This is a genomic window from Tatumella ptyseos (genome assembly GCF_030552895.1).
GTDB lineage: Bacteria > Pseudomonadota > Gammaproteobacteria > Enterobacterales > Enterobacteriaceae > Rosenbergiella > Rosenbergiella ptyseos_A.
Map to the genome: position 1 here is coordinate 375,698 of NZ_CP130649.1, position 22,350 is coordinate 398,047.

Sequence of the window (22,350 nt, forward strand, 5' to 3'; positions counted from 1 at the left end):
AATTGAGATGGCAATTAAGTCTCCTTGTATAGATAGATGTGCTATGGATAGCAAAACTCGCTGGTGCGAGGGGTGTTGCCGCAGCAAAGAAGAAATTAAGCAATGGAAAAAACTTTCCCCCTATCATCAAAAAATATTACTCAATGAGCTTCCTTTAAGACTCGATAAGATAAAGAATAAATAATTTGTGTCGGTTTGATTAAAAAGGAATAAAAATGACGGTGATATCTGCCTATTTTGCTCTTGCACTAGCTATTATTTTGGAAGTCGCTGCTACAACATTTCTCGGGAAATCAGAAGGTTTTACTAAATTAATCCCCACACTGGTTTCTGGATTATTTTATGCAGGATCATTTTACGTACTTTCACAAGTGATACGCGTCATCCCATTAGGAGTGGCTTATGCTTCCTGGGCTGGTGTGGGTATTGTATTGACGACAATCATTGGCATCTATTTCTTCAAGCAACTTCCAGACGTCATCGCTGTAGTGGGAATAACATTGATTGTGGTGGGAGTAGTACTCATCAATGGATTCTCTAAAACGAATTTTCATTAAAAAATTTCAATAAGAGGGGGCATCATCCCAAATAATAACGGTATACGGTTGCTGAGGCTAAGAGATAACAGTAAACATAGGCAGTAAGTAACCCTGATGGAGTGTAAAAATGGGGTGGTAGGGAGGGTACAATATACCGATCCCGCTATGAGCGAGAACGGTAGCATTGATCAGGATAGGGTAATGACGACTTTTCCGATGTGTGATCCGGTATCTAAGCATTCATGGGCTTTAGCAATCTCTTCCATGGGATAGGTAGCATAGATAAGGGGTTTACAATGACCTTTCTCTAAGGCTGGCCACACTTTTTCTTTTAACTGTTCAGCAATCTCTCTTTTTTCTTCAAGATTACGTCCGCGCATTGTAGAGCCAGTGATGGTGATACGCTTGACCATCATATGGGTGATATCAAAATTATCGACCAGATTGCCGCCCATAAAACCTATAATCACCAATCTGCCATCTTTTTTCATAAGATTCATATTCTTATTAAAATAGGATGCACCCACGATATCCAAGATGACGTCGACTCCTTCACCCTCAGTTAGCGCCTTCACCTGCTCTTCAAAATCTGCCTTTTTATAATTGATAACCGTCGCAGAAGATTGCAATTCTTCGACTTTTTTATCATCTCCTACCGTCGCAAAAACCTTTAGGCCAAATTCTTTACCTAAAGCGATGGCAGTGGTGCCTATCCCACTCGCCCCACCATGAATCAGTACGCTTTCATTAGGCTTTGCCTTGCCAAGCTGGAAAAGGTTAGCCCAGACAGTGAAGAAAGTTTCAGGTATTGCTGCGGCTTCTTCAAAACTTATTCCCTTAGGAATAGGTAGCGTTTGCGCCGCGGGAACTGCACAGAATTCAGCGTAGCCACCACCGTTAGTCAGTGCACAAACCGCATCACCCACCTTAAAGTTTGTGACCTCTGACCCTACCTCTTCAACGATCCCTGAGACTTCTAGGCCGGGAATCGGAGTTAACCCCTTAGGCATGGGGTATTTCCCTTGGCGCTGTAAAATATCAGGACGATTGACTCCGGCAGCATGAACTTTGATTAACACTTCATGGTGAGCAATGGTTGGGCGATCACCCTCGACAATTTTTAGTACCTCGGGACCGCCGGGTTGAGTGATTTCAACAAATTTCATACCTTATCCTTTGTTGAAATGGTCGAGTAATGTCTTCGCTGCCACTTTACCCAGCGCATTGGCAGCAAAAGGACTATCACCGGTAATCACTTTACGGTCGGAGTGAACCTTGCCGCTGATATCATCATTGACTAAGGTCAGCCCCATCTCTTTTAGCTCTTTTCCGAAGAACCACGTGAGTCCACCTGGCATATAGCCGATATCGGGGGTTTGCTTATCGGCACTATCAGGGAAGGCGCAGATTGAATAGCCGCTTAGTGGATTATCACCGTCGCGCAACGCTAAGAAGGCTGCCGGGCCGTGGCAGATTGATAGAATAAATTTATCTTTTTCTACAGCCCAACGTAAAATTTTTGCGACGTTAGGATCATTCGGTAAGCCAATCAATGCCCCATGTCCGCCAGGAATAAAGACCGCAGCATAGTTATTATCGGCTAACTGAGCGACGACATCATGAAGCGATAAGGGCGTAAGAAATTTCTGCTGGTACTTCTCGAAGAAAGGGATCACTTTTTTGTCTTCGTTCGGCATCGCCCAATATTCAAACTTGGTCATTCTTCCAGACGGTGTGGCAATATCAAAATCGAAGCCGGCAGCATGCAGGTGATACATAGGTAAAAGTGTTTCGACAGGGTGGTTGCCGGTGGAGAATAATTTCCCATTATCGGTAGTTAAGTAGCGCTCATCGGCAGCAATCACCAGTACTTTAGCCTTACCCTGATAGGGATTACTGTATTCATCATCGCTGAGGTCAGATACCGACGAAGTAAACTGGGAAAGAGAGTAGGGTGAGGGAAAGTAAGCATTACGTTCAGCGTGATCAATCTGTGGTGCTTTATTTTCATTATCTTTCATTGTGTGAATCCTTCAGCGGTGAGAATGTGTCATTACAGAATGAAACGGCCTATTGATTAATTCAATTTAATAATAGTCGCGTTAATGTCTCTGCGCTTAACATGATGGGGGGTTGGGTTACCCTATCAAATCAGCACAGAGGACACACTTGGTCTTCTCAGGAAAGGATTAGTACTCGTTTTTCTCACCCGGAGCCGGGACGGAGAGCGGGGTTTTCGAGGTGCCCGCATAGGTTAGGATAAGCACGGTATCTTGCTTAGGATCGGTCGCAATCCCTCTGTGATATTGATCCACTGATTCCGCAAAAGCCTCGCCTTGTTTATAAACTTTCTTTTCGCCGGTTTTTTGGTCTTCAAGGGTTAATTGCCCTTGCTCAACATAACCGGCATTTGGGGCGATGTGCTTGTGCCAAGGTAAAGCATGGCCTTTTTGAATATGCAATTTAATGACGGTTAGCTGCGGAGTGCCTTGTGGATAAGGTTTGTAGGTCCCACCATTCCATGAATGATCCGATTGCACCAGGACCTGTTTTTTCCCAGATTCAACGGGGTAATTAGGATCGGCAGCATGAGCAAAGCTCCCCAGTAGTGGGACAAATAACGAAGCTAACATTACGCTTTTCAGTGACTTCTTCATTTAGGACTCCTTATTTTATCGTTATTAATAAAGATAGAAGCGAATAAAAGAATCATCGAGCGAAGTTGTTGATAGTTTATCTTCAACCATTTCATAAAAATAGAAATACGATATTATTACTACCACCATAATTATTAATTCTCTCGCTTTTATCGATAAAAAATAACTATTGCGTCTTCCCTTTCCAATGATGAAAAAAAATCATAAAGGCTATGATTTTCACTCGCTTATTATTCGCCGCTAAACCTCCTATAGTTTTAAAAAAACGACATAGGTAACGGTATTATGCAAAATGAAATTAAAGCATTGGGAACTGAATCAGCTTCTCATCCCCTAAAAGTTTTAGGTATTCATCGTCGAGCATTGCGGGCTGATGATGTTGCGATGGATATTTTATATTGTGGAATTTGTCACTCTGATCTTCACCAGATCAAAAACGATTTTGGTGGCACGACGTATCCGGTAGTACCTGGACATGAAATAGTGGGTCGCGTTACGGCGGTCGGGTCAGAGGTGAAAAATTTCAAAGTGGGCGATTATGCAGCGGTCGGCTGTATTGTGGACTCTTGTGGGGAGTGCCCAGCGTGTTCAAGAGACTTACAACAGTTCTGTGAAGTCGGGACAACTCTCTCTTTCGGCACACCTGATCCTATTTTAGGCGGGATGACCTATGGGGGATTCTCACAAACCTACGTCTGTCGTGAGAAATATACTTTAAAAATGCCCAACTTCTCCGATATGGCAGCCGCTGCACCCTTACTCTGTGCCGGCATTACGGTTTATTCGCCGCTAAAACATTGGCAGGCGGGAGCCGGTAAGGTGGTTGGTATCTTGGGGATAGGGGGCTTGGGGCATGTGGCAATTAAAATAGCCCGTGCAATGGGCGCTCATGTGGTCGTCTTCACTACGTCACAGCAGAAAGTTGAGGATGCTAAACGATTGGGAGCGCACGAAGCCGTGTTATCCACAGATAAAGACCAGATGGCGGCGTTAGCGGGGCGTGTAGATATTATGATTGATACCGTATCGGCAAAACACGACGTTAATCAATTCCTCAATACTCTTGCTATCGATGGTACCTTGGTATTAGTCGGTATTCCCCCAGAGCCTCTAGAGATAGGCGCCTTTAATGTCGTTAAAGGACGTCGAAGCTTCGCTGGATCGAATATCGGTGGAATTCGTGAAACACAAGAAATGCTCGATTTCTGTGCCGAGCATGATATTACGGCAGAGATTGAAGTCGTTAACGCTGACCAAATCAATGAGGCGTTTGATCGTCTGGAAAAGGGTGATGTGAAATACCGCTTTGTGGTGGATATGGCCACGTTGAGCGCGTAGAACCCGATCATTAAGGGGGAATGTCCCCCTTTTTTTCGCTGGGTAGGCGGTCACCACTATGATTAACAATTACTCAGCGGCTAGGCCAAGCTAGGGGTAGGATCTGATGTTCGGTGAGTGGCGCTAACTTAACCTCCCGACTGGCTTCCTGTGACAACCAGCGTGCTTCCTCTATCTCGGCGGCCGGAATAGGCGTAAATGATTTCCGCTGTATACCAAACAGATGTGCTGTCAGCTGATGTTGTGCTTCATTCGCCGCTATATCATGGAAACACCCCATAGCGACCAGTTCATCTTGAGTCACTTCCATCTGCAGTTCCTCATGTAACTCTCTTATTAAGGCCTCTTCAGGCGTTTCGCCAGCATCAATTTTCCCCCCAGGCTGCATGAAAAAAGGCGAACCGGCCTTTCTTACCAGTAAGATGTTCTGACGATCATCAAGTATGAGTGCGGCAGCAACAGTGATATGGGCTGTATTGGACATCTGATTACCTCATCAGGTGTTAAATAAGTCAGTGAGCTGATATTCAGGAGTGATCAGGGTAAGGTAGCATCCTTACCCACCGTCATCCCTAACAGAAATAGCGCCTAGGCCTTGTCACTTTTTAAGATAAATAACGTAATTTCAGAAGGGTAGCCTAAACGTAAGGCAAATCCATTCCATAAACCTGTCCCATTACTGACGTAAAGATACCCCTGACCGATGGGATAGAGTCCAGATGAAAACCCTTGATTAGCGCGCTTTACAATAGTCGCAAGACCATAAACCATCCCACCATGGGTATGACCTGAGAGCTGTAGGTCTACCCCCTGAGCAAGATTTTCCCGGGCATTTTCCGGGCGATGATCCAATAGAATAATCGGAGATTGACGGTCAACCCCTGTCAGTGCCAAGTTTAGGTCAGGGCCAGCCTGGTCATAACGTAAAGCCGCTTCATCGGTAACACCAGCGATAGAGAGCTTACTGCCCTCTTTTTCGACCGTCACTGAGCTGTTAATTAATTCATGGAATCCCAACTGCTCCATCCGTTCCATCCATGGTAAGTAGCCTGAATAGTATTCGTGGTTGCCCGGAATCGCAAAACGCCCTTGTTTAGCTTTCAGCTCGGCAAGCGGAGCCACATCTTCATAGCGCTTTTCGATACTCCCGTCGGCAACATCGCCAGTAAATAAAACGATATCAGCGTGCAGCTGATTCGTCCGGTCGACAACTTTTTTCATCCAACGCCCTGTAAAGAGGGTACTGGCATGTAAATCGGTTAATTGCACGACGCGGTAGCCATCGAAAGCTTTAGGCAAATTTTGAATGGTTAACGTAACAGTTTTGACCCGTGGCACTTTAACCGCTTGGTAAGTGGCATAGCCGGCAATGGCTAGCGCAATAACCAGCAAGATATAGTGAGTGGTACGGTGTTCTGGCCATGTGCCATGTAAGGCAAACTGGCCAACGCTAACAATGTCACAGAGGATTAGCAACAGGGTGAAAGCGATAAGCGTACCGAACAGAAAGTTAATCGCGACCATTAGGCCGTGAGGAAATTCTGGTGCGAAGCGGTTACCGAATACGATTTTATAAACGAGGTGACACTCGGCAACCAAGACTACGGCAATAAAAAAAAGTAACCGAAGGATGAAAGGAAGCGGAAGTGGCAAGATAAATCGCCCACCAATATAGAGCGCAGGTAAAAGGGTTATCCAGGAAAACACAGAGCCTCCAGAGAAATGGTATCGATTCACTTACTGTATCATCGCACCAAGCCAATGTAAGCAAAGTATAAATAATAAAAAAAATGGAACTTTTACATAGATCACTATTGATAATCATTATCATAATGATATAGATTCGCATTCACTAAAAATAAAGATTGCGACTAGCAGTCATTTGTCATTTTTTGCGGTTTGCCGCACCTTTAGGAATACACAGCCTCTATGCGTAAACACTTCAAAACCTCCATGCCTGCGGGTAAACCGCGCTTATCTCTGTTAGCTCTCAGCCTGAGTAGCCTATATTGCTGTACCGCAACCGCCGATAATCTTCCGCTAACGGGACAAACTAAACAGAGCGATACTTTAGTTGTAACGGGCGTTACGCCGAAGATTGAGGCCAACAATAAGGTCGTTGTGAGCGCGCTACAGATGCAAAAAAATGGATCGAACGATTTCGGTACACTGATGCGTTACCAACCGCTGGTTAGCGCAACCGGGAGTAGCGGTGGTTCAGGCAGCGGAAAGAGTGGTTTCGACCGAGGAGGCTATACCGGTTACAACATTCGTGGTTTAGAAAGTAACCGTGTCGGGATTAATGTCGATGGGGTATCAATGCCACAAGCGACGGGACGGCCTTATGCCGGACGTACCGGGGTAAATAGCTTTGGTATTGGTCGTGATTATATCGATCCCTATCTTTTCAGCCAGATGGATATTGAAGCTGGCGCGACAGGCGTCTCGCAACCCAATACTTCGATTGGTGGAGTGGTCGCTTTCCATACCAAATCAGCAGATGACTACTTATCGCCGACTCGCCAGCACTACTTCGGTTATCAAACGGATTACGACTCGTCAAATCGTGCTTGGCATAATGGCATCACTGCGGCCGCAGGGGATGATCAACTAAGAGGGATTTTTGTTTATAGCCGACGTGATGGGCAAGAGACACGAACTCAAGGCCAAAATCAAGCATGGCCAGAGAACTGGCACTCTGATGCGTTTGCGGCCAGTACCATCTGGCAGGCAAATGATGAACATAAACTGACGGCGAGTGGAAATTACTACCAAAAAACCAGCCATACTCATTTCGACACGTGGAATTCGGGTGGCTCCTCTGTCATTGGTACGAGCCAACAATCAAGCCAAACCCGTCGTTTTGGCGTTGCCTTACAGGATGAATACACGCCACTGAATCAGTGGGTCGATCAGCTGACTAGCCAAATCTACTGGCAGAAGACCCAGGCGCATGATAATACCTTCGCTCCGAGTGATACACTGGTCCCGACTCGCACATTATCGGATTTTAATACCAATAAATTTGGCTTCTCGTCAGAGTTGGCAAAAAGCATTGGACGTCACGATATTCGTGCCGGGTTAAATGGCGATATCGGTCGTACAGAACGACCCTTTTCACAATCGCCTACCCCTCTCGTTTATTACCGTGTCATGCAACCGCAGGCTGATAGCCAAACCACTACGCTGGGCGGCTTTGTCGAAGATAAAATTAATGGTGACTGGCAGGGACACCATGTGGCACTTACCCCGGGTATCCGTGTTGCTTATATGAAAAATAAGCCTCGTAACCTGAGTAGCTTAGCAGCGGGAAGTAGCGTCTTAACCGAAGAGAGCGTCTCGACCCTCTATAGTAGCCAAAGTGACACACAGTTTTTACCATCGTTGAGTTTCGAATACTCACTGACGCCACAATTATTAACCTATATCCGTTACCAGCGCGGCGCCCAATTCCCTGAAGCGAGCCAGTTATACGGGTCTTGGAACTTAGGTTCCAGCTATGCTGGTACGCAACAATATGCCTTAATCGGTAATAATTCTCTTAAGACCGAGACCAGTAATGATCTTGAGTGGGGGATAAAGGGGCAAGCCGTACCGGGAATCGATATCCACGGTTCCATGTTCTATAACGATTACGATAACTTTATCGCTTATAACCGTTATACCCGCAGCAGCTCGCCGAGCAAATTTACCAATGTTCCGTCAAATATTTATACCGTTTATCAAGCAGAGAATCGCGATAAAGCCTTTATCTACGGTGGAGAGCTAACCACTAAAATTCATTATGGCGAGTGGTTCCCCGAGGTAAATGGGCTAAGCACAAGTTTTGCCTTGGGCTACACCAAAGGGATGTCTAAGTCCTCGTTACAAGGCGACAAATATGTCGATCTAGACAGTGTGGCGCCGATGAAAGCGGTGGTCGGTGTTGCTTGGGATGATCCTGCGCAACGCTATGGTGCAGCGGTTACTGCTACTTTTGTCAAAGGAAAACAGGCAAAACAGACGACGCGTGATACCACTACCACAGGTAGTGCGACAGAAAGTGATAGCAGTAAATACCTGCGTATCCCAGGTTACGGTATGGTGGATATGACGGCTTACTGGCGTATCACGCCTACGGTCAAACTCAGCGGTGGCGTCTATAACCTGACTAATCGCAAATATTGGGACTATTTAAGCAGCCGCGATTTAACTACTGATACGGCTCAACACCAAGCGGATATTGCGCTGGCGACCATGCCGGGGCGTACTTTCCAGCTCGGTCTTAATGTCGATTTCTAATTTTTTGCCCCAGGTGACTGGGGCGTTATAGAGGACGTAACCGATGAATAAACAGTATCTTGATTATTTAGCGTTAAAAACGGAACACCCACACTTATATGCCCGTGACCTCGCAGCGATGATGGGGCTAAGTGAAGCTGAGTTAACCTTGATCCGTTGTGGTCACGATGCTCACTCCCTACAGCCTGAATTTGAAGCACTGCTCAAAGGCTTGGCAGCGGTTGGCGAAATCAAAAGTTTGGTACGTAACGATTATGCCGTCCATGAGCAAATTGGGCGGTACGAGAATCTACATTTTGGCCCGCATGCGGGATTAGTGTTAAATCCCCGTGCTCTCGATCAGCGCTTTTTCCCTCAACAATGGCAGAGTGTCTTTGCTTTAACAGAGTTGAGCGCTACAGGGGAAAGACAAAGTGTGCAGATCTTCGATGCTCAGGGTGATGCAGTCGTTAAAATTTATGCCATCCCGCAAACGGATGCCGCGGCTTGGCAAGCCTTAGTGAGTCAGTGGCAGCAGGTAGCTCCTACGACCCTTGCCCTACAACCTCGTCCCGCGGTCACTGAACCAACGGATATCGATTCGCACACCGTAGAGCAAGAGTGGCGAGCGATGACCGATGTACATCAATTTTTCCAATTATTACGTCGCCATCAGCTGACTCGTCAACATGCCTTCCAGTTAGTCAGCGATGATCTGGCGCGACAAGTCAGTAACGATAGCTTCGCGTTATTGCTAGAGCGTGTTCAACAGCAGCAAAACGAGATCATGATTTTTGTTGGGAACCGCGGTTGTACGCAGATATTCACTGGCCGTTTAGCCAAAGTGGTAGAAATGAAAGGTTGGTTAAATATCTTTAACGACCAGTTTACGCTTCATCTTCAAGATAAAAAAATCGCTGAAACCTGGATCACTCGTAAGCCCACCAAGGATGGACATGTCACTAGTCTGGAGCTTTTTGCTGAAGATGGTACGCAGATCGCTCAACTTTACGGACAGAGGACCGAAGGTCAACCAGAGCAGGAAATGTGGCGTCAACAGCTTGAGGAATTAGCCGGAGTACTTTGCTAATGAAATTCGCCATATTGCTACTCTGTTTATTTACGCTGCCGGTCACGGCAGCGCAACGGCTAGTCTCGATTGGCGGTGATGTGACCGAGATTATTTATGCGCTGGGCAGCGGTGACCAATTGGTGGGACGTGATACCACAAGTCAACGTCCTGAAGCCAGCCTTAAGCTGCCCGACGTTGGGTATATGCGCCAATTAAATAGTGAAGGAATATTGGCCCTCAAACCAACGGTAGTGTTGACCAATGCTCAAGCTCAGCCTTCTCAGGTCTTCCAACAGATCGAAAAGGTCGGTGTTAAAGTCGTGACCGTTCCTGCGACGCCAGACTTGTCAGGCATTGCCGTGAAGGTCAACACTATTGCACAAGCGCTAGGAAAAACCACGCAAGCTCAACCGATTTTACAGCGCTTAGATCAACAACTCAGCATGCTACAACATCCTACTGCGGGTATCCGTCATAAAGCGCTCTATATTATGGCGAATCACGGAATGCAAAGCTTAATCGCCGGGAAAGAGACGGCTGCAGATGTTGCTCTACGCAGTGCAGGGTTAACCAACGTGATGGGGCAAGTCGCCCACTACCAGCAAATGTCTCAAGAAGGCGTCATTGCCGCCGCACCTGAAGTGGTTATCATTGATCAACAGTCGCTTCAGCAAATGGGTGGCGCAAGTCAGCTTTGGAAGCTGCCTGGATTGGCCTTGACGCCTGCCGGAAAGGCTCACCGTGTTGTCGTCATCGACCAAATGGCGCTGCTAGGTTTTGGGATCGATACGCCACAGGCTATTCTTAAACTTCGTCAAGATGTGGCAGAGAGTTATGCGCGTCAGCCTTAATCGTCAAACCGCGCTGCTACTCTTTATTATCTTGCTAGTGATCAGTGCTCTAGGAGCAACCCAGCTTGGTGCGATGAAGCTCTCACTAAGGGAAATATGGTCGGAGCCTTTTGATAGCATTGTATGGCAAGTATGGTTAACCATCCGGGTGCCGAGAGTATTACTCGCCTTGCTGATTGGTGCCGCGTTAGCGGTATCAGGGACGATTATGCAGGGGTTGTTTCGCAATCCTCTCGCGGATCCTGGGCTGCTAGGAATTAGTAGCGGTGCAGGTCTTATAGTCGCATTGGCACTGCTCTTACCGCTACAATTACCCCTCTTTGCCAGTTTATGGCTACCGGTCATTGCTGCTTTTATCGGTAGTCTACTGGTCACCTTATTAATTTTTCAATTAAATAAGGTGAGTCAAGGGCAGCTCTCCCGATTACTGCTGCTAGGCATTGCCATCAATGCGCTGTCAGGATCGTTGATCGGCGTACTGTCGTGGCTGAGCAACGATCAACAGTTGCGGCAACTCTCGCTTTGGGGAATGGGCTCTTTAGCCCAAGCGCAATGGTCTGTGGTGGGGCTTTGTGCGGTGATTATCATACCCACCAGCTTATTACTGTTACGTTCGGCTCGAGCCTTGAATCTCTTACAGTTAGGGGAAGAGGATGCCTTCTACAGTGGCTTAGATGTGCTACGGACTCAGCAATATCTGTTAATCGGTAATGCCTTACTGGTGGGAACCGCAGTTTCTTTTACCGGTATTATTGGTTTTATTGGTTTAGTGATCCCGCATTTAGTCAGAATGGTATTCGGTAGCGATCACCGTTGGTTACTGCCGGGGTCGATCATTGTTGGCGGATTACTATTACTGGTATCAGATACGTTGGCGCGCACACTCGTGCAACCTGCCGAAATGCCAGTGGGCTTGCTGACCAGTCTATTGGGTGCGCCATGGTTTTTTATCTTGATTCTTAAACGCTTAAAGGCCAGCTATGTCTAGCACTCTCGTCGCCAAGCAGCTGGGGCTGCGGATCGGTTCGCGCACTTTAATTAACCCCTTGAATCTTGAGTGTCATCTGGGTGAGTTTATTACGATTATGGGTCCAAATGGTGCTGGGAAGTCGACCCTATTACGCCTATTGACGGGTTTTCTCGGTGCAACAGAAGGGGAGTGTCTATTAGCCGGAAAATCCTATGCGCAGTGGGATAGGCGGCAACTTGCGGGGCAGCGAGCCGTCATGCGCCAGCATAATCAGTTAGCTTTTGCCATGTCGGCTGAAGAGGTGATCCTCTTAGGGATCAGCCAGTATACGACGCGACGACAACGCGCGATATTGGAGCAAGTCGTTGCATTAATCGGTTGCCAAGCCCTCCGCGATCGTAATTATGCAACCCTCTCCGGTGGTGAGCAGCAGCAGATTCAGTTAGCCAGAGTCTTGGCGCAGCTTTGGAAAGAGGATGAACCCGAGGGCTGGTTATTTCTCGATGAGCCGACCTCAGCCTTAGATCTTTTTCATCAACAACACCTGCTTCGGTTACTCCATCACTTAACACGAAATGGGAGGCTGATGGTCTGCGCAGTGCTGCATGATGTCAATTTGGCGGCAACCTGGTCTGATAGAATCCTGGTCATGAAGCAGGGATCGTTAGTAGCGGATGGCTCAGTGCAACAGGTATTAACCGAATCACAGCTAACGGCATGGTATCAGGCTGAATTAAGCGTTATCCAGCCTGCCTCATCTTCGCATCCGATTGTATTACTGAATAAGTAACCGCTTAGTCATTAAATTGTAACTCATGATAATCCCCCTCATCAGGAGTAGGGCGTCGGCGTACAGAGGCGCTCGACTCATCAGGAAAGGGGCGTTGGCGGGTGGCAAATAGCGTTTCATAAAGATCATTATCATAATCACTCATAAGTAAACCTCTTAGATATGCCGTTGACTTCTGCTAGCTTGCCGCACAACTATGACAGAATCATGACATCGACCTATCTAACTTAGCGCTAGATAGGTCGGATTAAGCGGGTTAATTAAGCGGGTAGCCAAAGGTTTTAGCCGCCAACCTTAGCTTACCACTGAGGATGGGGGTGGCGGCGTCAGTTGCTTGGTAGATAATGTAGTCTTCTTCAGTAATCGACCAATGCTGTTGCGTACTGTCCCATTGTGCAATAACGCGGGGCTCGAGGCTGAGGCTGATACGTTGGGTTTCACCGGCTGCCAACGTCACCTTACGAAAGGCAACGAGTCGTGCAGGGTAGCGGCCCGATAAGGGGCGTAGATAGACCTGTATAACGTCGCTCCCGCTCCTGTCACCGGAGTTGGTTATGGTTAAGCTAGCCGTGATGTCATCAACAGTTTGGCAAAGCTGTAAATCTTCGTAGCGAAATTGTGTATAAGACAGGCCGTAACCGAAGGGGAACAAAGGTGTATGCTGCTGGCGTTCGAACCAACGATAACCAACGTCTGCTCCCTCGACATCATAATCAACCGGGAAGATATCGCCTTTTATCTCAACGCCAGGTAGAGAAGTCGTTGTACTCGGATCGATTTGCGTGGGATGCGGCAGTTGTTGCGCGTGCGCTGGGAAGGTAATAGGCAGACGTCCAGCAGGATTGACGCGACCAAATAATATGCCGGCAATAGCTTCCGCGCCACCCAAACCTGGATACCAGGCCTCAAGTAAGGCGGGCACTTTATCCAGCCAAGGTAAGGCTACCGCCCCGCCGGTTTCCAGCACTACGACTACCTTAGGGTGGACGGCGGAAAGTTGTTCGATCAATTGATTTTGATGATCATCAAGCTCTAACCCTTGTGCATCGAGCGCTTCTGAACGCCACTCTTCCGCGAAAATAATGACCGCATCACTTCCTTGGCTGGCCTCGAGTGCATCCTCAATTGACTCTCCGGAGATAAAATCGACCTGTTTCGCCAGTGAGTTACGGCGGATGGCAGCGAGTGGCGAGCTGGGGTGATAGACTTTGGGGGTTTGAATCCCCATAAAATCTACCCCTTCTAATTGCAAGCTCTGTTGCGGTGTTACCGCTGAGGAGCCACCCCCCGCCAATACACCTTTATCGGCATGAGCACCGACTACCACGATACGGGCTAACTCTGGGGGCAAGGGTAAGGTCTGATTTTCATTTTTTAGTAGAACAATACCTTGTTCCGCCTCACGTTGGGCAATCAACTGGTGCCAACTGTAGTCAATATTATTACCGCGCTGAGCTGGGTGTTGAATCGCCCCACAGGCAAATAGGCTGCGCAAGATCCGCTGGATCATGTTGTCAATCTGCGTGGCGGGGATCTCGCCTTGATCGATAGCGTGGCGTAGCGGTTGATCAAACCAAACACATTGATCCAGATTGGCGCCTGATTGCACATCGAGTCCAGCTCGTACCGCTTTGGTCGCCGAGTGGGTGGCTCCCCAGTCAGACATCACCCAGCCGGGATATTGCCAATCGCCTTTCAATACCTGCGATAAAAGAAAATGGTTTTCAGAAGCCCAATCGCCATTCACTAGGTTATAACCAGGCATCACTGCGCCGGGCTTACCGATCTCGATAGCTAATTCAAAGGCAAGTAAATCAGATTCACGTAATGCCGACTCGCTAATCCGTGAGTCGGCCAGCACTCTGCCGGTTTCCTGGGCATTAACCGCAAAATGTTTCACAGTGGAGACGACGTGCTGGGATTGAATACCCCGAACACTAAAACCAGCCATCACGCCTGTGAGAAGGGGGTCTTCGGAAATATATTCGAAGTTACGGCCACCCCGAGGTTCACGAATGAGGTTAGCGCCTCCGGCGAGTTGCACGTTAAAACCTTTACCAAAGGCCTCACGCCCGAGCATCTCTCCGGTAGCCTGTGCTAACTCAGGATCAAAAGATGCACCCAAGGCCAAACTGCTGGCCAGCGCAGTCGAATGATCGCCCGGACGCACGCCCCCAAGTGCACTGACCCCTAAACTGGCATCACTTTGTTGTAACGCTGGGATCCCCAAGCGGGGGATAGCCGGATAATAAGCGGCTGATCCGATAGCCTCCGGCGGAAGTTTATCCTCTTTACTGAGTGGGATAGCCATAGGTCCAGAAAGCCAAGCAAACTTTTCATCGGTCGTCATCTCAGCGACGACCGCCGCAGCTTGCTCATCGGCAGTTAAGCCAGGTTTTTGCCAGGGGAAAGACATCTCATAAGCTCCTAAGCGTGAGGGATAATCCTTTTAGCTTAGTCGCCTATAAAATAAGGGAGGAGGGATCTGTGCGCTTAGATTTGAAAATCGACACTGAACTCCGCATTTTCAGTGATACCACTTGCTACCTGCTTCAGCTCATCTTCAGAAAGATTAGGGTTACAGAGCGTCATAAATTGCCACAGATAGTCCCGTTGTAATTGTCCCTGCTTCACCCCTAGCCAAACGGTATTGCTATTAAACAGGTGGCGAGCCTCTAACGAAACTAATTCAGGATCATCTTTATCAGCGGCAGTCTCCGCAATGATACCGATCCCCATGCCTAAACGAACATAGGTTTTGACGACATCGGAATCCTGCGCACTCAGTACGACATTAGGGAGCAGGGAGACAGATTGGAATGCTTCATCAATGACTGAACGTCCGGTCATTCCGGCACGGTAAGTCACGAGCGGCCAATTAGCCAACTGCTCTAAACTCAGCTTATCTTCCTGCGCTAAAGGGTGGTCAGTAGGGACTAAAATACGGTGGTTCCATTTAAACCAAGGAAAGGTGGTTAGTTTTCCACTGTGTGCCAGTCCTTCGGACGCAATACCGATATCGGCCTCACCGGAAATGACCTGATCGCGGATCTCTTCGGGTGTCGCTTGATTCAAGACCACTTGAATATGAGGGTAGCGGCTACGAAACTGCTTGAGTATCGTGGGTAAGGAGTAACGGGCTTGAGTATGTGTCGTGGCAATGGTCAGCACTCCCGCCTCTTGGGCGGTGAATAATTGGCCTAGACGCTTAGCTTTCGCTGACTCGTCCAATATCCGTTGAGCAATCACTAACATCTCTTTACCGGGGCCGGTCAATCCAAGCATACGTTTACCGTGACGAATAAATAATTCAACGCCTAATTCATCTTCTAACTCACGAATATGGCGACTGATCCCGGATTGAGAGGTATATAGCGTTTTGGCGACCTCAGTTAAGTTGCACTGGCAGCGGGCAGCTTCACGAATAATTTTTAGTTGCTGGAAATTCATAAGACAGACTCTATATGCGTCGAATAACTCCCACAGTAGTGAATTGCTGTAAATTAAATAAATAATTAAAATGAAAACGATATATCACAAAAGTATAAAGGCGATAATACTCGGGAAATAACCCGCTTTTATGAAGTAAAGGGTGTTAACAAATAAAAATCAGCATAAAACACTATTATTATCTAATTAGCCTTTAGCAAATTAATAGCAATGGTTAGCATGGTTTATGATAACAACGCAATAATAGGAAAAGGTAATGATTGATAAGACGACCGCTGAACATTATCAGTGGGGAGAACAGTGTGACGGATGGTATTTACTGAAACGTGACGATCTATTAATTATCCATGAAAAAATGCCGTCACAAACCGCTGAGCGACGGCATTACCATCACCATGCTCGGCAGTTTTTTTTCGTCTTATCTGGCGAATTAACCATGGAGGTTGCCGGGATTGTCCATCAAATCAGTGCGCAACAAGGGATTGAGATCCCGCCGCACTCGCTGCATCAAGCCAGTAATCAGTCTGAACAGGTGGTCGAGTTTTTAGTTATTTCCCAACCCACGACGCGCGGTGATAGAGAAGATTTACCTATATAGCTTGATAATTATCAGCGACTCAATAATTGAAAAGTATCCTTTAGCAAAAAAGAAGCTTTTCAATTACCAATTAAGTATTTCCAACGTTTTCTTTTTTCTCATAAAACTAGGGCATGGTGATTAATTTTAGAGAAGCCCTATGTCTTTTCGTCTGAGTATTCTGGATAAATGCCCGCGCCAAGCTGATGAAACCAGCCAGCAAGCGTTACACAACAGCGTAGCCCTCGCACGTTTAGCCGAACAAGCAGGTTATTATCGCTACTGGATTGCCGAACATCATAATAGCCCTACGCTGGCTAGCCCTTCGCCAGAAATTGTCTTGGCATGGTTAGCAGCCCATACCAAGATATTACGTTTAGGGGCGGGGGGCGTGATGTTACAGCACTATAGTCCTTTTAAAGTGGCGGAAAATTTCCACCTGCTAGCCGCTATGGCCCCCGGGCGTATTGATCTTGGGGTTGGCAAAGCGCCGGGCGGCCTTCCCGCCTCGACTCAGGCATTACAAGGTAAAGTCCCCGGCCAGCATGGAGATTTTGTTCAACAGCTTAAAGCGGTAACGCGTTATCTGACGCAAGCCGATGATAGGTTACAGGCCACCCCTTTACCCGCGGTTGCGCCGCCGCGTTTTCTATTAGGTGCGAGCGCGGAGAGTGCGGAACTTGCCAGTAAAGAGGGGTGGAACTTCGTTTTTGCCGCCCACCTCAATGGCGACGATCAACAGTTAGCGAAGATCACCGCGTTTTGGCAAAAGCAAACCCAGCGACCAACCATTGTTGCGGTACAGGTGGTCATAGCCGCCAATCATTCGCAGGCCACAGCGTTGGCCGCGACACTCGAAACCTGGCAGCTGGTGTTAGAAAATGGGCAACGGGTGAATCTAGGCTCCCAGCAGCAAGCCAATAGCTTTGCACTACAGGCGCAGAGTCCTATCGTGAGTCTTGAAAGAAAGTATCCAACGCTCATCATTGGTAGTGGTGAAGAGGTGTTTGAACAATTGCTTCACCTTCATCATGCTTACCAGATCGACGAGTTTATTATTGACCTCCCAATTACCGATCCGGCTCATCGCCAGCAAGCGTTAACACGTTTGGCCGCGGCGCGCCAAGCGGCTCATCGAGTTGCTGATCACCTGTTGGTTTCAGGAGTCAGTTCATGAATAAGTTATTAACCCTTCTCGACCACTATTTTTCTCAAGATTACGATGAGGCATGGAGCCATTGGCAAAACACCACGCCCTATCTGTTGACCTGTTGCCTCGGTCTCGACTCGCTTTAGTCCCCTTTTTTATAGCTTTTACATCACCGCAATACTGGCGGAGGACCTCTTTATGCCTACAACTCGACAATTACGTTTGGGCACCATGATCCAAGGCGCTTCAGGGAACATGGCTGCGTGGCGACATCCGGCGGTAACGGCGGATGCCAGTATTAACCTCAATTTTGTCAGGCAAACGGCCCAGCTCGCCGAGGCAGGTAAGTTTGATTTTATTTTTGTTGCCGATGGACTGTATATCAATGAGAAGTCTATTCCCCATTTTTTAAACCGCTTTGAACCCTTAACGGTTCTCTCGACCTTAGCAGCATTAACCTCCCACATTGGATTAGTGGGAACCGTCTCGACCTCCTATAGCGATCCTTTTACGGTTGCGCGTCAATTCGCCAGTCTCGATCATCTTAGCGGTGGACGTGCCGGGTGGAATGTTGTGACCTCGCCGCTAGAGGGGTCAGCACGTAACTACTCCCGTGCTAAGCATCCAGAGCATGCCTTACGCTATCGTATTGCGGATGAGTATCTGCAAGTGGTGAAAGGGTTATGGGACTCTTGGGAAGAGGGGGCCTTTGTTCGTAACAAGGAGTCGGGGCAGTTTTTTGACTCCAGCAAATTACATACCTTGAACCATAGTGGTGAATTTTTTCAGGTCGCCGGCCCCCTGAATATCGAGCGCACCCCACAAGGTCGACCAGTGATTTTCCAAGCCGGTGCTTCGAGTGATGGTAAGCAGCTTGCCGCCCGTCATGCGGAGGCCATCTTTACGCATCAACATACGCTGCAAGAGGCTCAACACTATTACCGTGACGTGAAACAGCAACTTCCCCGCTATCACCGTCGGCCCGAAGAGTTACTGATTTTTCAAGGCGTTTCAGTCTTAGTCGGAACCGACGCTGAGGACGTTGAACGTCAATATCAACAGATGGCGGCATTAGTCTCCATCGACGATGCTTTAAATTACCTCGGTCGATATTTCGAGCATCATGACTTTAGCCAGTATCCGCTTGATCAGCCTTTCCCTGAATTGGGAGCGTTAGGGGCGAATAGTTTTCGCAGCACCACTGACGAGATCAAGCGTATCGCTCGTCAACGGCAGTTAACGCTGCGTCAAGTTGCGCTTGAAACCACAACCCCACGTCCGCTTTTCCATGGCACGGCAGAGCAGGTGGCCGATGGCCTACAGCTCTGGTTTGAGAATGAGGCCGCCGACGGTTTTATCATTCAAGGCGCGACGCCAGAGGTGTTAGCAAAGGTTGTTAATGAGGTGGTTCCACTATTGCAGCAACGTGGCATTTATCGTCAGGATTATCCGGGACAAAGGTTACGTGATTCGTTAGGGCTACCGACACCCGTGAATTCCTTTACTCAAGTGACCCAGCGACAGGATGTAGCATGAAAAAGATTATTACTCTCGCAGCACTTCTCTTACCCCTCTCTGCCTTGGCCGGGACAGAGGTTAATGGCACTGAAATTAACCTTAAGGCTAACGAACAGCCAATTACCACTGTTGCGAATCCCGCAGCCATCGCCAAGCTTCCTAAAGGATTGAAGTTGGCCCATCCTGGGGAATTTACCGTGGGAATTTCGGGGGAAGGCGCAGCACCGTTAACGGTTTTCGCGGAAGATAACAAAACCTTGATCGGTAGTGAACCGGATATTGCGCGTTTAGTGGCGTCAGCGCTGGGCTTAAAGCTCCGTATCGTCGTGACCTCTTGGGAAGATTGGCCGTTAGGTGTCACCAGCGGTAAGTATGATGCAGCAATTAGTAATATTACCGTGACCAAAGCGCGTAAAGAGAAGTTTGATTTTGCGACCTATCGGAAAGATCTCCTCGGCTTTTATGTGCCAAACCATAGCACGATTAAAAGTATTACCCGCGCAGAAGATATTGCTGGCAAGCGAATCATCGTCGGATCGGGGACGAATCAAGAAGCGATTTTACTGGAGTGGAACCAAAAAAATATCCAAGCCGGATTACCTTCCGTGACCCCTATCTACATGACCAGCAGCGCAGCACAGGCTCTGGCTCTCCAGTCCGGGCGCGCTGATGCCTGGTTTGGGCCCAATGTGAATGGTGCTTGGCAAGCCGCAAAAACCGGACGTACGCATCTAGTCGGTAATGTTGATGGGGGATGGCCTCAAGCCGCCCATATTGCCGTTACCCTGAAAAAAGGTAACGACTTAGCCCCCGCCGTTACGGCAGCCATAGACAGTGCGATTAAAGATGGTAGCTATCAGCGAGTGCTCAATCGTTGGGGAGAGGGCGTCGAAGCGATCCCTACCTCAGAAGTGAATCCAGCAGGCTTGGGCGATTAGGAGGCCAGTATGTTAGCAGAAGGTTTTCGTCAGGTATCACCGGACGACAAACAGTTAGTCCCTATTCTGACTGGCTTGTTTGCGGAATACAGCGCCCGATATGGTGACTATTTTTCGCGGCATAATGAGGTCGAATTGACCGAGTGGTACCTTCCCCCACAGGGACTATTTCTCCAGCTGGAACAGCAAGGTGAAATTATCGCTACTGGTGCCTTCAAACCTTATGACGACAAGACCGCTGAGGTGAAACGTATCTGGACCCGTCGCGACTTACGGGGACAGGGGATTGCCGCAAAAGTTATGCAGCAATTGGAACGTAGTGCTTGGGAGGCCGGTTATCAACGTATCTATCTCAGTACGGGTTTTCGCCAACCCGAGGCCGTAGCACTCTATCGTTCCTTAGGCTATCAGCCGCAGTTTGACCTCTCAAGAGACTTTGAAGAGTATAGCCAGCCTCCCTTCGATGGTCGCTTACGCTTTATCAAAGCACTCAATTTTAGTGCGACGCAAGACGTCGCTTAAGGATGCTTTATGTCTTTACAGCCTTCATTAAAAGTTGTTCCTGCTCGGTATCCGTGGCGAATCGTTGGGGGAATAGCCGTGCTGTTTATTGCTGCCACCCTCGTACAGTCTATCGCGTTCAATCCCCGCTGGGAGTGGGGGGTATTTAGCGAATGGTTCTTTAACCCGGTGATCCTTGAAGGGGTGAAAAATACCTTGCTGCTGATGATCTCAAGCGCACTGCTGAGTATTGTGGTGGGGGGGCTTTTAGCCTCAGCGAGAATGTCAGATTCTGCGCTAATGGCCGGATTAGCATGGGGTTATATTTGGATTTTCCGCTCGCTACCGCTGCTGGTCGTTCTGATTATTCTGTACAACTTTTCCTATCTCTATGACAGGGTCAGCTTAGGAATTCCTTTTACTTCATTGAGTTATGGCCACTTTCAAACCATTGATGTGTTAGGACAGTTCTCTTCGGCGGTGATAGGGTTGACCTTAGTCCAAAGTGCTTACACCGCCGAAATCATTCGTGGCGGCTTCAATAGTGTTGACGCTGGGCAATATCAGGCAGCAGCAGCGTTGGGGCTCTCTTCATGGCGTCGGACGTGGCGTATCATTTTACCGCAGGCACTCCGCGCGATTTTGCCCGCCGGATTCAATGAGATTATTAGCTTAGCGAAAGGGACTTCAATGGTGTATGTGCTGGCGATGCCTGAGCTTTTTTACTCGGTACAAATGATTTATAACCGCAACCAAGAGGTCATCCCATTATTGATGGTCGGTGCGGGCTGGTACTTGGTGATCACCACTGGCCTTTCGCTTTTGCAATATGGGGTTGAACAAGCTGTGACGCGCAGCGAGCGACGAGCGGCTCAACCCGCCGCGGTCAAACGTCTGGTCAATCGCTATCTCCCCTTACGCTTCGTTACCCGTCAAAAAACGGAGGCTGCTCATGCTCACACGCGCTAACGTCCCAGGTAAAATCTCTATCCAAAATGTCAGTAAGCACTACGGAAGTTTTCATGCCTTAAAGCAGATCAATCTTGATATCCCCGCGGGATCAGTCACGGTGATCATCGGTCCTTCTGGGTCAGGGAAATCGACGTTACTACGTACCATCAATCATCTTGAGGGTGTCGATCAGGGCGTGATTACTATTGATGATGACTATATCGGTTATCGGCGAAAGGGCGACAAACTCTACGTTTTAAAAGAGAAAGCCATTTTAAAACAGCGGACACAGGTGGGTTATGTATTCCAAAGTTTTAATCTCTTTCCGCATATGACGGCATTAGAAAATGTCGCCGAAGCCCCGATTGCACATAAACGATTATCCCGTAAAGCTGCCAATGAACAGGCTTTAGCCTTACTAGAGCAAGTCGGCTTGGCGCATAAAGCGAATGCGTGGTCGCGCCAGCTTTCTGGAGGGCAACAGCAACGTGTGGCGATAGCTCGAGCACTGGCGCTTCGTCCAAAAGTACTGCTCTTTGATGAGCCGACCTCGGCGCTTGATCCAGAGCTAGTCGGCGAGGTGTTGACGGTGATTGAACAATTGGCAAGGTCGGGGAAAACGCTGGTTATCGTCACGCATGAAATCGCCTTTGCACGTAAAATTGCCGATAACATTGTTTTTATGGTGGAGGGAGAGATTATTGAACAGGGACCAGTTGAGCAGGTATTAGATAATCCACAACATAGCCGAACGCGAAATTTCTTGGCAAATGTGCTTTAGGAGGCTC

The 22,350-nt window shown here is 48.2% G+C and carries 24 protein-coding genes; 16 read left to right on the plus strand and 8 right to left on the minus strand.

Going from position 1 to position 22,350, the window contains the following annotated elements; genetic code table 11:
* The first annotated feature begins 43 nt into the window (after positions 1 to 43).
* Positions 44 to 184 carry a DUF1289 domain-containing protein gene (locus QJR74_RS01910; RefSeq protein ID WP_304372937.1) on the plus strand — a complete coding sequence of 47 codons (141 nt, stop codon included), beginning with the start codon at positions 44 to 46 and terminating at the stop codon, positions 182 to 184.
* A gap of 31 nt (positions 185 to 215) precedes the next feature.
* Positions 216 to 557, plus strand: coding sequence for a DMT family transporter (locus QJR74_RS01915; RefSeq protein WP_304372938.1), 342 nt, complete (start codon positions 216 to 218; stop codon positions 555 to 557).
* Between the two features lie 170 nt (positions 558 to 727).
* On the opposite strand, the gene QJR74_RS01920 is transcribed toward QJR74_RS01915, so the two are convergent.
* The 3 genes from QJR74_RS01920 to QJR74_RS01930 form a co-directional block, all read right to left on the minus strand.
* Positions 728 to 1,705, minus strand: a complete 978-nt coding sequence (locus tag QJR74_RS01920; RefSeq protein WP_304372939.1) for an NAD(P)H-quinone oxidoreductase — start codon at positions 1,703 to 1,705, stop codon at positions 728 to 730.
* A gap of 3 nt (positions 1,706 to 1,708) precedes the next feature.
* Positions 1,709 to 2,560 carry a glyoxalase III HchA gene (hchA, locus tag QJR74_RS01925; RefSeq protein ID WP_304372940.1) on the minus strand — a complete coding sequence of 284 codons (852 nt, stop codon included), beginning with the start codon at positions 2,558 to 2,560 and terminating at the stop codon, positions 1,709 to 1,711.
* 168 nt (positions 2,561 to 2,728) lie between these two features.
* Positions 2,729 to 3,196, minus strand: coding sequence for a cupin domain-containing protein (locus tag QJR74_RS01930; protein WP_304372941.1), 468 nt, complete (start codon positions 3,194 to 3,196; stop codon positions 2,729 to 2,731).
* A 285-nt stretch (positions 3,197 to 3,481) separates the two neighbouring features.
* Between QJR74_RS01930 and QJR74_RS01935 the strand changes: the two genes are divergently transcribed.
* Entirely contained in the window at positions 3,482 to 4,534 is a 1,053-nt protein-coding gene (locus QJR74_RS01935; RefSeq protein WP_304372942.1) for an NAD(P)-dependent alcohol dehydrogenase, read from the plus strand.
* Positions 4,535 to 4,607: 73 nt separating this feature from the next.
* On the opposite strand, the gene QJR74_RS01940 is transcribed toward QJR74_RS01935, so the two are convergent.
* Both QJR74_RS01940 and QJR74_RS01945 read right to left on the minus strand, forming a co-directional pair.
* Positions 4,608 to 5,018: an NUDIX hydrolase gene (locus tag QJR74_RS01940; protein WP_304372943.1), complete on the minus strand. Its 411-nt coding sequence runs from the start codon at positions 5,016 to 5,018 to the stop codon at positions 4,608 to 4,610.
* Between the two features lie 104 nt (positions 5,019 to 5,122).
* Positions 5,123 to 6,241, minus strand: a complete 1,119-nt coding sequence (locus tag QJR74_RS01945; protein WP_304372944.1) for a metallophosphoesterase — start codon at positions 6,239 to 6,241, stop codon at positions 5,123 to 5,125.
* Positions 6,242 to 6,463: 222 nt separating this feature from the next.
* Here QJR74_RS01945 and QJR74_RS01950 point away from each other — a divergent pair, with 222 nt between their 5' ends.
* Genes QJR74_RS01950 through QJR74_RS01970 form a run of 5 tightly spaced genes read left to right on the plus strand, consistent with a single transcriptional unit; the run spans position 6,464 to position 12,477 of the window.
* Positions 6,464 to 8,815, plus strand: a complete 2,352-nt coding sequence (locus tag QJR74_RS01950) for a TonB-dependent receptor domain-containing protein (RefSeq protein ID WP_304372945.1) — start codon at positions 6,464 to 6,466, stop codon at positions 8,813 to 8,815.
* A gap of 43 nt (positions 8,816 to 8,858) precedes the next feature.
* Complete coding sequence (locus QJR74_RS01955; protein ID WP_304372946.1) at positions 8,859 to 9,884, plus strand: hemin-degrading factor; 1,026 nt, start codon at positions 8,859 to 8,861, stop codon at positions 9,882 to 9,884.
* A complete protein-coding gene (locus QJR74_RS01960) occupies positions 9,884 to 10,717 on the plus strand; it encodes a heme/hemin ABC transporter substrate-binding protein (protein ID WP_304372947.1) in 834 nt (277 codons plus the stop codon). The genes QJR74_RS01955 and QJR74_RS01960 overlap by 1 nt, the downstream gene beginning before the upstream one ends.
* Positions 10,701 to 11,705 (plus strand): FecCD family ABC transporter permease, encoded by a 1,005-nt coding sequence (locus tag QJR74_RS01965; protein ID WP_304372948.1) that lies wholly within the window; start codon positions 10,701 to 10,703, stop codon positions 11,703 to 11,705. Before QJR74_RS01960 ends, QJR74_RS01965 begins: the two co-directional genes overlap by 17 nt.
* Positions 11,698 to 12,477, plus strand: coding sequence for a heme ABC transporter ATP-binding protein (locus QJR74_RS01970; RefSeq protein WP_304372949.1), 780 nt, complete (start codon positions 11,698 to 11,700; stop codon positions 12,475 to 12,477). Before QJR74_RS01965 ends, QJR74_RS01970 begins: the two co-directional genes overlap by 8 nt.
* A 4-nt stretch (positions 12,478 to 12,481) precedes the next feature.
* Here the strand turns inward: QJR74_RS01970 and QJR74_RS01975 are convergent, their stop codons facing one another.
* The 3 genes from QJR74_RS01975 to QJR74_RS01985 all read right to left on the minus strand — a co-directional run bounded on the left by QJR74_RS01975 (position 12,482) and on the right by QJR74_RS01985 (position 15,927).
* Complete coding sequence (locus QJR74_RS01975) at positions 12,482 to 12,622, minus strand: hypothetical protein (RefSeq protein ID WP_304372950.1); 141 nt, start codon at positions 12,620 to 12,622, stop codon at positions 12,482 to 12,484.
* A 111-nt stretch (positions 12,623 to 12,733) separates the two neighbouring features.
* Complete coding sequence (locus QJR74_RS01980; RefSeq protein ID WP_304372951.1) at positions 12,734 to 14,893, minus strand: beta-glucosidase family protein; 2,160 nt, start codon at positions 14,891 to 14,893, stop codon at positions 12,734 to 12,736.
* A gap of 77 nt (positions 14,894 to 14,970) precedes the next feature.
* Complete coding sequence (locus QJR74_RS01985; RefSeq protein WP_304372952.1) at positions 14,971 to 15,927, minus strand: LysR substrate-binding domain-containing protein; 957 nt, start codon at positions 15,925 to 15,927, stop codon at positions 14,971 to 14,973.
* A 256-nt stretch (positions 15,928 to 16,183) separates the two neighbouring features.
* Between QJR74_RS01985 and QJR74_RS01990 the strand changes: the two genes are divergently transcribed.
* The 8 genes from QJR74_RS01990 to QJR74_RS02025 all read left to right on the plus strand — a co-directional run bounded on the left by QJR74_RS01990 (position 16,184) and on the right by QJR74_RS02025 (position 22,343).
* Positions 16,184 to 16,525 (plus strand): cupin domain-containing protein, encoded by a 342-nt coding sequence (locus QJR74_RS01990; RefSeq protein ID WP_304372953.1) that lies wholly within the window; start codon positions 16,184 to 16,186, stop codon positions 16,523 to 16,525.
* A gap of 139 nt (positions 16,526 to 16,664) precedes the next feature.
* Positions 16,665 to 17,681 (plus strand): MsnO8 family LLM class oxidoreductase, encoded by a 1,017-nt coding sequence (locus QJR74_RS01995; RefSeq protein WP_304372954.1) that lies wholly within the window; start codon positions 16,665 to 16,667, stop codon positions 17,679 to 17,681.
* Positions 17,678 to 17,800, plus strand: coding sequence for a hypothetical protein (locus QJR74_RS02000; RefSeq protein WP_304372955.1), 123 nt, complete (start codon positions 17,678 to 17,680; stop codon positions 17,798 to 17,800). Before QJR74_RS01995 ends, QJR74_RS02000 begins: the two co-directional genes overlap by 4 nt.
* 52 nt (positions 17,801 to 17,852) lie before the next feature.
* Positions 17,853 to 19,190, plus strand: coding sequence for an LLM class flavin-dependent oxidoreductase (locus tag QJR74_RS02005; protein WP_304372956.1), 1,338 nt, complete (start codon positions 17,853 to 17,855; stop codon positions 19,188 to 19,190).
* Positions 19,187 to 20,110 (plus strand): ABC transporter substrate-binding protein, encoded by a 924-nt coding sequence (locus QJR74_RS02010; protein WP_304372957.1) that lies wholly within the window; start codon positions 19,187 to 19,189, stop codon positions 20,108 to 20,110. Before QJR74_RS02005 ends, QJR74_RS02010 begins: the two co-directional genes overlap by 4 nt.
* A gap of 9 nt (positions 20,111 to 20,119) precedes the next feature.
* Positions 20,120 to 20,632: a GNAT family N-acetyltransferase gene (locus tag QJR74_RS02015; protein ID WP_304372958.1), complete on the plus strand. Its 513-nt coding sequence runs from the start codon at positions 20,120 to 20,122 to the stop codon at positions 20,630 to 20,632.
* Positions 20,633 to 20,641: 9 nt separating this feature from the next.
* Positions 20,642 to 21,580, plus strand: a complete 939-nt coding sequence (locus QJR74_RS02020; RefSeq protein WP_304372959.1) for an amino acid ABC transporter permease — start codon at positions 20,642 to 20,644, stop codon at positions 21,578 to 21,580.
* Positions 21,564 to 22,343, plus strand: a complete 780-nt coding sequence (locus QJR74_RS02025; RefSeq protein ID WP_304372960.1) for an amino acid ABC transporter ATP-binding protein — start codon at positions 21,564 to 21,566, stop codon at positions 22,341 to 22,343. Before QJR74_RS02020 ends, QJR74_RS02025 begins: the two co-directional genes overlap by 17 nt.
* The last annotated feature ends 7 nt before the right edge of the window (positions 22,344 to 22,350 follow it).